12 protein-coding genes and 1 tRNA gene are annotated in these 9506 nt (G+C 63.8%); 6 read left to right on the top strand and 7 right to left on the bottom strand.

The genetic code is table 11. The features are described 5' to 3' along the window. Positions 1-178: 178 nt before the first annotated feature. The 4 genes from Q0687_RS11525 to Q0687_RS11510 form a co-directional block, all read right to left on the bottom strand. Entirely contained in the window at positions 179-760 is a 582-nt protein-coding gene (locus Q0687_RS11525; RefSeq protein WP_298876255.1) for a GDP-mannose pyrophosphatase, read from the bottom strand. A gap of 9 nt (positions 761-769) precedes the next feature. After that, on the bottom strand, positions 770-1201 hold the full coding sequence (locus Q0687_RS11520; RefSeq protein WP_298876251.1) for a GNAT family acetyltransferase: 432 nt from the start codon (positions 1199-1201) through the stop codon (positions 770-772). A 2-nt stretch (positions 1202-1203) separates the two neighbouring features. Then, a complete protein-coding gene (locus tag Q0687_RS11515) occupies positions 1204-2631 on the bottom strand; it encodes an FAD-binding oxidoreductase (protein ID WP_298876248.1) in 1428 nt (475 codons plus the stop codon). A gap of 100 nt (positions 2632-2731) precedes the next feature. Continuing rightward, positions 2732-3721 carry an L-threonylcarbamoyladenylate synthase gene (locus tag Q0687_RS11510; protein WP_298876245.1) on the bottom strand — a complete coding sequence of 330 codons (990 nt, stop codon included), beginning with the start codon at positions 3719-3721 and terminating at the stop codon, positions 2732-2734. Positions 3722-3789: 68 nt separating this feature from the next. Between Q0687_RS11510 and Q0687_RS11505 the strand changes: the two genes are divergently transcribed. After that, positions 3790-3866 (top strand) — tRNA-Pro (locus tag Q0687_RS11505). Between the two features lie 81 nt (positions 3867-3947). Here Q0687_RS11505 and Q0687_RS11500 read toward each other — a convergent pair. Continuing rightward, positions 3948-4520, bottom strand: a complete 573-nt coding sequence (locus tag Q0687_RS11500) for a hypothetical protein (RefSeq protein ID WP_298876242.1) — start codon at positions 4518-4520, stop codon at positions 3948-3950. Positions 4521-4528: 8 nt separating this feature from the next. On the opposite strand from Q0687_RS11500, the gene Q0687_RS11495 reads away from it, so the two are divergent. Beyond that, on the top strand, positions 4529-4933 hold the full coding sequence (locus Q0687_RS11495) for an NUDIX hydrolase (protein ID WP_298876264.1): 405 nt from the start codon (positions 4529-4531) through the stop codon (positions 4931-4933). On the opposite strand, the gene Q0687_RS11490 is transcribed toward Q0687_RS11495, so the two are convergent. Beyond that, the gene (locus tag Q0687_RS11490) at positions 4930-5256 is read right to left on the bottom strand and encodes a hypothetical protein (protein ID WP_298876240.1); all 327 of its coding nucleotides are present in this window, start codon (positions 5254-5256) and stop codon (positions 4930-4932) included. The genes Q0687_RS11495 and Q0687_RS11490 overlap by 4 nt on opposite strands. Before the next feature lie 226 nt (positions 5257-5482). Beyond that, complete coding sequence (locus Q0687_RS11485) at positions 5483-5707, bottom strand: hypothetical protein (protein ID WP_237863412.1); 225 nt, start codon at positions 5705-5707, stop codon at positions 5483-5485. Between the two features lie 242 nt (positions 5708-5949). Between Q0687_RS11485 and Q0687_RS11480 the strand changes: the two genes are divergently transcribed. From Q0687_RS11480 to Q0687_RS11465, 4 genes are all read left to right on the top strand, one after another. Then, a complete protein-coding gene (locus tag Q0687_RS11480) occupies positions 5950-6909 on the top strand; it encodes an N-carbamoyl-D-amino-acid hydrolase (RefSeq protein WP_298876229.1) in 960 nt (319 codons plus the stop codon). Between the two features lie 185 nt (positions 6910-7094). Then, a complete protein-coding gene (locus Q0687_RS11475) occupies positions 7095-7649 on the top strand; it encodes a TetR/AcrR family transcriptional regulator (RefSeq protein WP_298876226.1) in 555 nt (184 codons plus the stop codon). A gap of 70 nt (positions 7650-7719) precedes the next feature. Beyond that, positions 7720-8913 carry an MFS transporter gene (locus Q0687_RS11470; protein ID WP_298876224.1) on the top strand — a complete coding sequence of 398 codons (1194 nt, stop codon included), beginning with the start codon at positions 7720-7722 and terminating at the stop codon, positions 8911-8913. Positions 8914-9134: 221 nt separating this feature from the next. After that, complete coding sequence (locus Q0687_RS11465) at positions 9135-9470, top strand: DUF4118 domain-containing protein (RefSeq protein ID WP_298876222.1); 336 nt, start codon at positions 9135-9137, stop codon at positions 9468-9470. Positions 9471-9506 lie beyond the last annotated feature (36 nt).

The following is a 9506-nucleotide window of genomic DNA, read 5'->3' as shown; positions in this document are numbered from 1 at the left end:
CCTCTCCCCTTGTGGGAGAGGGTGGCTCGCCGCACTAGCGGCGAGACGGGTGAGGGGTCTCTGTCCACGAATTCAACTCTCTTAGGAGCTCGCAGAAGCATACCCCTCATCCGGCGCTTTGCGCCACCTTCTCCCACAAGGGGAGAAGGGTTCGCACCGCGCGCGCCGACAGATTCATCTACCTGAACACATGCAGCGCCGCGTATTGCAGCAGCATGATCGCCTTGCCGTCGATAATCCTTCCGTCGGCGATCATCGCAAGGGCCTCGTCGATGCCGAGCTCCAGCACCTCGATGTCCTCGCCCTCGTGCTCCAGGCCGCCGCCGTCGCTGACCCGCATGTCCGGCTCGTACTCGGCGACGAAGAAATGCAGCTTCTCGGTGATGGCACCGGGGCTCATGAAGGCTTCGAAAACCTTGTGCACGTCGTGCAGGCGATAGCCGGTCTCTTCCTCGGCCTCGGCGCGGATGCGGGCCTCGGGTTCGGCGTTATCGAGCACGCCGGCGGCCGCCTCGATCAGCAGGTCGTCATAGCCGCGGATGAAGGCGGGCAGGCGAAACTGCTTCACCAGGATCACGCTGCGCCGCGCGCGGTTATACGGCAGGATCGCAGCGGCGTTGTCGCGCTCATAGGTCTCGCGCTTCTGCGTCTGCCACGCGCCATTGGCGCGCCGGTAGTCGAACGTAGTGCTTTTCAGCGTAGTCCAGCCGTCCGAGAGTACGCGAACGTCCTTGATGCGGACGCGATCGGAAATGGTCATTGCTGTCTTTCAGTGTTCGCGGCCGTCGAGCCATTTCTGGAACATCACTGAGGTCGATTCCTCGAACGCCAGCGACTGGTAGAACGCATTCGCCTGCGCATTTTCGCGCCGGACCAAAAGCTGCAGCTTTGCGATGCCGGCCGTGCGCAGCCAGTCCTCGGCGGCCGCCATGATCGCGCGGCCATAGCCGCGCTTGCGGCCATCGGGGTCGACCGCCACGTAATAGACCCAGCCGCGATGGCCGTCATGGCCGACCATGACGGTCGCCACCATCGCGCCGTCGTCGCGGCCAACGAGCACCGTCGAGTTCTCGCGCCGCCGCGCCAGCGCGATGTCGGCATGCGGGTCGTTCCAGGGGCGCGTCAGGCCGCAGCGCTGCCACAGCGCCACCACCGGCTCGACATCGGTATCGTTGATCGCATCGATCTTGAGAGCAGGCATGCCTAGAGCACCTTCCCCGGATTCATGATGCCCTGCGGATCGAGCATCGCCTTGATCGACCGCATCAGCTCGATCGCGGTCTTGTCCTTCACGTCCGGCAGCTCGTCACGCTTGAGCACGCCGATGCCGTGCTCGGCCGAGATCGAGCCGCCCATGCGCAGCACGATCTCGAACACCACGGCGTTCATCTCATGCCAGCGCGCCAGAAAGTCCGCGGTGTTGGCGCCGATGGGCTGGCTGACATTGTAGTGCAGATTGCCGTCGCCTAGATGGCCGAACGGCACCGGCCGCGCGCCTGATATCAGCTTGACCACCGCGGCATTGGCTTGCTCGATGAATTCAGGCACGGCAGCGACGGGAACGGAGATGTCGTGCTTGATCGAGCCGCCCTCCGGCTTTTGCGCCGCCGACATCTCCTCGCGCAGCTTCCAGAAGGCGTTGCGCTGGGTGAGGTTGGCCGCGATCACGGCGTCGTCCACGATCTCCGCTTCCATGGCGCGGGCGAGGATCGTCTCCAGCGGCGTGCGGGCGTCGTCGCTCGCGGAGGACAATTCCATCAGCACGTACCAGGGATGCTTCTCGGCAAGGGGATCGCGCACGTCGATGCCGTGCCGCACCGAGAAATCCACCGCCATCTCCGAGAGCAGCTCGAAGCTCGTCAGCGCGTTGGCGGCCTCGCTTTGCGCGATCGCCAGCAGCTGGAGCGCCGCCGCCGGCGACTTTAGCCCGACATAGGCGGTCTCGATCGCCCGCGGCTTCGGAAACAGCTTCAACGTCGCCGCGGTGATGATGCCGAGCGTGCCTTCCGCGCCGATGAAGAGATTATGCAGATTATAGCCGGTGTTGTCCTTCTTCAGCTTCGACAGCACGTTGAGCACCCGCCCGTCGGCGAGCACGACCTCCAGCCCCAGCGCCATCTCGCGCGCGACGCCATAGGCGAGCGCGGCGGTGCCGCCGGCATTGGTCGAGAGATTGCCGCCGATGGTGCAGCTTCCTTCCGCGCCGAGCGAGAGCGGAAACAACCGGTCGACGTCGGCGGCCTTCGCTTGCGCGATCTGCAGGATCACGCCCGCCTCGCATGTCATGGTGTTGGAGGCGGTGTCGATCTCGCGGATCTTGTCCAGCCGGCGCAGCGACACCACGACCTCGCCATTGTGCGGTGTCTGACCGCCGACGAGCCCGGTGTTGCCGCCCTGCGGCACCAACGCAATCCTGTGCTCGGACGCGAGCTTGCAGATCGCGGACACTTCCGCCGTCGAGCCCGGCCGCAGCACTAGCGGCGAGCGGCCGTGGAAGAGGTTGCGCTCCTCGGTAACGTAGGCCTCGATGTCGGCCGCGTCGGTGATGGCGTGACGATCGCCGACGATCTTGCGGAATTGGTCGATCAACTCGGGCGCAAGCGGCGGGGTGGCGGATTGATTGATGTTCATTGTCGTTTCTACTTCGCTTTTATCTCTTGCGCATGATCTCTGCGCAAACGCGTTCGCGTTTGTCGCGGGAAAACCGCTGCACACTTTTCCGGATCATGCGCTATCGAGCAACAGCTGCGCGTCGCAGCCGGTCGTTGATCGCCTCGCCCAGGCCTTCTTCCGGAATCGTCATCACGGCAATCGCCTTCGGTGCCTTCGCATCGAGGCTGCGAAGATAGCCGAACAGATTGGCCGCGGCTTCATCGAGATCAGCTGCGGGCGATAAATTCATGACAGCGGCAGCGGCCTCCTGGCCGGGCATGTGACCAGGGCCGAAAGCCAGCAGCGCCTCGCCGGGCGCAACGTCCCGCGCGTGAAGCCGCACGATGGCGCGCGGCGCGTAATGCGAGGCCAGCATGCCCGGCGCCAGCGGCTGGCTGTCGTCGCTGTCGGCCTCGACAGGCGGCCGCGCCAGCGGCGCGCCGAGCACGGCCTCGATCTTTTCGCGCGACAGCCCACCCGGGCGCAGCAGCATCGGCGCCTCGAAGCAGCCGACGATGGTCGATTCGACGCCGACCGCGACAGGCCCGCCGTCGATGATCAGGTCGATCCGCCCGGCGAGGTCGTTCTCGACATGGGCCGCCAGCGTCGGCGAGACGTGGCCGGAGATATTTGCTGACGGAGCCACCACGGCTCCGCCAAAGGCGCGCAAGATCGCCTCGGCCACCGGATGGGCGGGAATGCGGATCGCAACGGTGTCGAGGCCCGCGGTGGCAAGATCGGCCACAGGGCAGTTCTCCGTCTTCGGCACCACCAGGGTCAGCGGTCCCGGCCAGAACGCCTCCGCAAGTCGCAACGCGCGCGCGTCGAACCGGCCGATCCGCCGTGCCGCCGCGAGATCGGGGACATGGGCGATCAGCGGATTGAAGGCCGGGCGGCCCTTGGCGCTGTAGATGTGGGCGACGGCCGTCGCATTGCCGGCGTCGGCGCCGAGCCCATAGACCGTCTCGGTCGGAAACGCGACCAGCCCGCCGGCGGCCAGGATCCGGGCGGCGGCTTCCGCGCCAGCCTCGCCGGCCGGCAAAATCAGCGTTTCAAGACCCGTTTTCACAGGGACAAAATTCCTCATTCCGGCCGCTTGCGGTGCGCCAAGCCCGACGCTATAAGCCGGCCTCTTGTCGGAGTGTGGCTCAGCCCGGTAGAGCACTGCGTTCGGGACGCAGGGGTCGCAGGTTCGAATCCTGCCACTCCGACCATTCTAAAGCATTGAAATGCTTTTGATTTTTGTTTTGCTTCTTTGCTCAACCTGGGCGCAGGGTACGGGTTGGGGTACAGATTTAGCAAGCCTCGGCCTTTTCACTAAGAAGAACTAGAACTGAACGGCGTGTTTCCCGCCTTATTCGGCATGTGTCGGATCTTTGAATGCTGCATTCTGATATGCAGTGCGTCTTGCACGCAGGGCGCTTAGGTGGTGCTCTACCTATCTCAGTGACCTGGAACAAGGCGCATTTGCATTTCGATGCGCAGGTCGGTACGTCGCCTCTTGCTTGAGTTCGAGCAAGGACGTTTGCTTTTGCTTCTGGATTCAGGGCTAGCTGTGTTGCTATCCAATGCGCAGCATGATCGGGATTGGACAGACCGTCGGCCGAAGAGCGCAGAAATTCATTAAATTGATCTCGTGTTAAGAAGCGACCAATCTCGTAGCCGGCCGGAATGGTCCATAAATCTGGCAGCGCCCTATAAAAGCGATCGAGAATGGCCTTGTTCACGCGCAGCAGCGCGTCTTCTTTGTCTAGCGCCGCTCCGGCGTCCTCCACCAATATCTTGATCTTTGCTTCGTCTTTCCAAATAACAGACTGCATTAAACTGCGGCCGAGGCTTCTTACTGTCAGTTTGGTGAGTGCGGTCAAATCGCGCGATGCTGGAATGTAACGAACGGCAATTGCTGCTCTGTCATGCGCTCGGACGGCTCATGCTTGAACTGCCGCGCGGGTTCGCCGAGCCGGGTATCGGGCTAGAGGCAAATGCCTTGAAGGAATTGGAGGAGGAGACCGGTTATGTGGGGGCCGATCCGCGGCTGATCGGAACCGTCTTGACGGATAGCGGCCTGATGGACAACGAGGTTCACATCGTGCACGCCTCCGTGGTCGGCCGCCGGGAGCGGTCGCCCGAGGCACGTGAGGTCATTACCCGCACCTTGTTGATGCCTGCAGAGACGATCTGGTCAAAAATCCTGTCGCGTGAGATCAAGGACAGCTACACGCTTGAGGCAATCGCAATCTGGAGCAGACTGGAGCGGGGTATCTCGCCGAATTTCTCTTAGCGGCGCGTCACCAGCACACCCAGCAGGAACGCCACCATCAGCGATGGCAGCGGGGCCTCGCGCACCATGCCGCGGACGATCTCGGACCAGTGCGGCTCGGGGACAAGCTTTGGCGACCTGATCTTGGCCACCGGCGCGATGCCCCATTCTGTTGCGAGGTCGGCGATCTCGCCTGAAGCGAGACGCACGCCATCACGAACGCGGAAGATCGCGGCCTCCGCGCGCTCGCGTGGGGCGAGCAGCATCACGGTCGTGATCGCCGTGCGCAGCGTCATCTCGCCAAAACCTTGCAGCCTCACCGACTCCTCGGGTTCGGGCGTCATGCAAAACTCCTCACAGCGCCAGATTCTTCACAGCGCAAAGTGGCGCGCGATGGTGAAAGCCGCCGTCGCGCACAGGACCAGCGTGGAAACCGCGCCGGCCACGCCACGCGCGAAATGAGATCGCGTCAGATGCCTGGCCATGATTTAGCTCCATGCTCACCATGGCAATGGCGGGAACGCGCGTTGGTTCCGCGGCGCGCGCTCCGAATCATTGCGTGCTGGAGGACTACTTCCGCAGTAACTCCCGCAAGGCTGCCGTCGCCTCGGCGCAGCGGATGTCGTCGATCTCCCTGGACAGGTTGAGCGCGCTTGATTTCAGCTCTTCCACCTTCCAGCTCTCGGGGTGCTGGCTCTCGAGCTGGCTGAGCCGCTTGTTGAGATCGTCCAATCTGGACTGAAGCTGCCCGATGCTGGCAGCTCCATTCACGTTCCAAACGCGTTGTGCACGCATCGTCGTTCCCCTGACTTGTCTCACGGCGTTGTGAGCAGGGTTCGTGGCCGCAATGGGCGTTTCTTTTGTTCGGTGTTAGATCGTCGGGAACCGTTGCAGATTGGCAACGAAAGTTCCTGGAATGCCTGATTTCGCTGGTATCTCTAGCAGCATCGGGACCGGCAGGCGCGGAATGTGCATAGGCGCGGCTGGATATCTACGGCGTGTCTCGGGCTATCCGGAGAGCGAATGAGGGCAAACGCGTGGCGAGATTTTTGAGTGTTGCGGCCGGCCAGCTTGGCCCGATCGCGAGGACCGAGACGCGGACGGGGGTGGTGGCGCGGCTGACAGCGTTGATGCGACAGGCCAAGGCCAATGGCTGCGATCTGATCGTCTATCCCGAGCTCGCGCTGGCCACGTTCTTTCCGCGTTGGTATTTCGAGGATCAGGCGGAGATCGACAGCTTCTTTGAACGCGAGATGCCGGGGCCGGAGACGCAGGCGCTGTTCGACCTCGCTCGCGAGCTCGGCATCGGGTTTTGCCTCGGCTATGCGGAGCTTACGGTCGAGGCTGGAATCGTCCATCGCTACAACACCTCGATCCTGGTCGACAAAAGCGGCGCGACGGTCGCGAAGTACCGCAAAGTGCATCTGCCTGGACACGCCGAGCATGAGCCATGGCGCAGGTTTCAGCACCTCGAGAAGCGCTATTTCGAGCCCGGCTCCAGCTTTGGCGTCGTCGATGCCTTCGGCGGCGTGATGGGGATGGCGATCTGCAACGATCGCCGCTGGAGCGAGACCTATCGGGTGATGGGCTTGCAGGGCGTCGAGATGGTGATGATCGGCTACAACACGCCGGTGCACAATCCGCCGGCGCCGGAGCATGACGATCTCTCGCTGTTCCACAATCATCTGGTGATGCAATCGGGCGCCTACCAGAACGGCACCTTCGTGGTCGGTGTCGCCAAGGCCGGCGTCGAAGAGGGCGTCGACCACATCGGCGGCAGCTGCATCATCGCGCCGTCAGGTGAGATCGTCGCGCGATGCACGACCAAGGGCGACGAACTCGCGCTCGCCCGCTGCGATCTCGATCTCTGCATGTCCTACAAGCGCACGACCTTCAATTTCGATGTTCATCGTCAGCCGCGGGCGTACCGGATGATCGTCGAGCGGAAAGGCGTGACGACCATGGCGGACGGCACGCCGGTGCAGGCTAAGGGGTGATGCGCTCGATGCTGCTACATCCTACGCCGGGACGACATCGAGGGTGTGGCCGCCGGCCCATTCTCAATAATCACAACCCCGTGCCTTGATTTGGGAACATCATTCCCTAATATCCCGCAATGCAAAAAGCCGCCCGAAAATCCGAGCCGTCAGCTCATCCCCCCGGTCGCCCGCGGGAGTTTGACATGGACATCGCGCTGGACGGCGCCATCAGGGTGTTTTGCGAGCGCGGCTACCATGCGACCTCGATCGGCGAACTCACGGCGGCCATGCGGCTTGCCACCGGCAGCGTCTACAAGGCGTTCCGCGACAAGCATGCGGTCTTCCTTGCCGCCTTCGAGCGTTACATCGCGGTGCGGAGCGAGCAGACCCGCAGTGCAGCCGCGCGCGGCGCCAATGGCCGCGAGCGGGTGCGCAACGTGCTGCTGTCCTATGTCGAGCACTCCCAGGGCAGCGAGGGGCGCCGCGGCTGCATCGTGGTCGGCAGCGCGGTCGAGCTGTCGGCGGTCGATCCGGTGATGCGTGCGCGCGTCACGGCGCAGCTCAAGAGCAACGAAGGCTTCATCGCCGGCCTCATTCGCGAGGGCCAGGCCGACGGCTCGATCCCGGGCCATGTCGACGCCGACGATACCGCACGGCTGATGATCTGCATGACGCAGGGCATGCGCGTGGTCGGCAAGGCACGCCTGCCGCTCGACGGCGGGCGCCTGGTCGGCGTCGCGATGAAGCTGCTCGCCTGAATTTTTGTCAAATTAGGAAATGAACGTTTCCTATATGGAAGCTTCGTATGGAAGTCTTGGAGAGTCTGGAATGACGATGAATGCCACGGTCGACACCGCACCGGAAACCGATGCGGTGTCGCAACGACTGACCTTTGTGCTTGCGGCGGCCTGTGGCATGGTCGCCGCCAACATCTACTATGCCCAGCCGCTGATCGCCCCGATCAGCGCCGCGCTCGGCCTGTCGCATGCAGCGGCGGGCCTGATCGTGACCATGACGCAGATCGGCTATGGCACGGGGCTGCTCTTCATCGTGCCGCTCGGCGATCTCGTCGAGAACCGCACGTTGATCTGCGCCGTCATCGCGCTCGGTGCGGCGGCGCTGGTCGCGGCCGGATTTGCCACCCACGCGCTGCCGTTCCTGATCGCAGCGCTGTTCATCGGCCTCGGCTCGGTCGCAGTGCAGATCATCGTTCCCTATGCCGCGCATCTGGCGCCCGAAGCCGTTCGCGGCCGGGTCGTCGGCAATGTCTCGACCGGATTGATGCTCGGCATCATGCTGGCGCGGCCGGCCTCCAGCTTCGTTACATCAGTGCTGTCGTGGCATGCGGTGTTCTTCTGCTCGGCGGCATTGATGATCGCGCTGATCGTCGTGCTGCGCCTCACGCTGCCGAAGCGCAAGCCGGTGGCGCGGATGCACTACGGCACGCTGCTGCTCTCGATGCCGCATCTGGTGCGGACCATGCCGCTGCTGCGGCGCCGCGCCCTCTACCAGGCCGGCCTGTTCGGCGCCTTCGCCCTGTTCTGGACGGTCGTGCCGCTGCAGCTTGCCGGCGAATTCGGCTTGACCCAGAGCGGCATCGCGTTGTTCGCGCTCGCCGGCGTGTCAGGTGTGTTCGCGGCGCCGATCGCAGGGCGGCTCGCCGATCGCGGCCATAGCCGCATCGCTACACTTGCTGCGATGCTGTTCGTGGCCCTCGGCTTTCTCCTCACGCACGTCGGTGCGGCCGGATCGAACCTCAACCTCGCCGGTCTCGGCGTCGCCGCGATCGCGATCGATTTCGGCGTGCAGGGCAATGTCGTGCTGGGCTTCCGTGCCATCTTCGTGCTGGGGCACGAGCATCGCAGTCGCCTCAACGGCCTCTATATGGCGACGTTCTTCGCCGCTGGTGCGGCCGGATCCGCGGTCGGCGCCTGGGCGTTCGCGCAAGCCGGCTGGACGCTGGCCTCGGCCATTGGCCTTGCGCTGCCGGTCGCCAGCCTGATCTATGCCACGACCGAGTAGCGGTACGATTGTGTGACGCCGCCGTTTACCAGGACCGGATAGTCGGCCCAAAGGGCGCATTTTGCGCCTCGCAGATTCCCTGCCGTTGTAGTACTTTGGTCGCAAGCGGCCTGGTTAACGGCGGCAGGGGAGGCCCTATGAGGCGTGCGGGACTGGTTGGCGTACCGCGAGTACGGCCATGGTCGTGGCAGGCATTTCTGCTCGGATTTACGGCGGTCGCTATGTCGGCTGCGCTTCAAGGCGTATGCGTTGCGCTCGGCGCCAAGCTCTATTTCGCAACCTTCTTGCCGGGCCTGTTCGTGCTCTGCTTTGTCGCGGGTGCACCGGCGGCGATCTTCGCAGCTCTGCTCACCGTTCCGCTGGTGTGGTGGGCGTTCATGCCTCCGGTCTTCGAGATCACCCGCCTGACCGCAGCTGACGCGGATTCCATCAACCTGTTCTTCCTGCTTGCCGTCCTCCTGATCGGCCTTGCCGATCTCTGCCGCAAGGCCATGGCCATTGTCGGTCGCGGCGGGCTGAAGTCGCCAAGCGAGAGCACCGCAACGAATTCGCAATGATCGGTGGATGCGTTGCGCTCGCGCAACAGTCCGGCA

Origin of the sequence: uncultured Bradyrhizobium sp. (assembly GCF_936928535.1) — a bacterium.
Taxonomy (GTDB): Bacteria; Pseudomonadota; Alphaproteobacteria; order Rhizobiales; family Xanthobacteraceae; genus Bradyrhizobium.
The sequence above is the reverse complement of the archived record's forward strand: the minus strand, read 5'-3'. Positions and strand labels throughout refer to the sequence as shown.

What these genes read in the sequence shown, in the direction of transcription:
- Q0687_RS11525 (WP_298876255.1), bottom strand. Translation starts at nt 760, where the DNA reads ATGACCATTTCCGATCGCGTCCGCATCAAGGACGTTCGCGTACTCTCG.
- Q0687_RS11520 (WP_298876251.1), bottom strand. Translation starts at nt 1,201, where the DNA reads ATGCCTGCTCTCAAGATCGATGCGATCAACGATACCGATGTCGAGCCG.
- Q0687_RS11515 (WP_298876248.1), bottom strand. Translation starts at nt 2,631, where the DNA reads ATGAACATCAATCAATCCGCCACCCCGCCGCTTGCGCCCGAGTTGATC.
- Q0687_RS11495 (WP_298876264.1), top strand. Translation starts at nt 4,529, where the DNA reads ATGCTGGAATGTAACGAACGGCAATTGCTGCTCTGTCATGCGCTCGGA.
- Q0687_RS11490 (WP_298876240.1), bottom strand. Translation starts at nt 5,256, where the DNA reads ATGACGCCCGAACCCGAGGAGTCGGTGAGGCTGCAAGGTTTTGGCGAG.
- Q0687_RS11485 (WP_237863412.1), bottom strand. Translation starts at nt 5,707, where the DNA reads ATGCGTGCACAACGCGTTTGGAACGTGAATGGAGCTGCCAGCATCGGG.
- Q0687_RS11475 (WP_298876226.1), top strand. Translation starts at nt 7,095, where the DNA reads ATGGACATCGCGCTGGACGGCGCCATCAGGGTGTTTTGCGAGCGCGGC.
- Q0687_RS11470 (WP_298876224.1), top strand. Translation starts at nt 7,720, where the DNA reads ATGACGATGAATGCCACGGTCGACACCGCACCGGAAACCGATGCGGTG.
- Q0687_RS11465 (WP_298876222.1), top strand. Translation starts at nt 9,135, where the DNA reads ATGTCGGCTGCGCTTCAAGGCGTATGCGTTGCGCTCGGCGCCAAGCTC.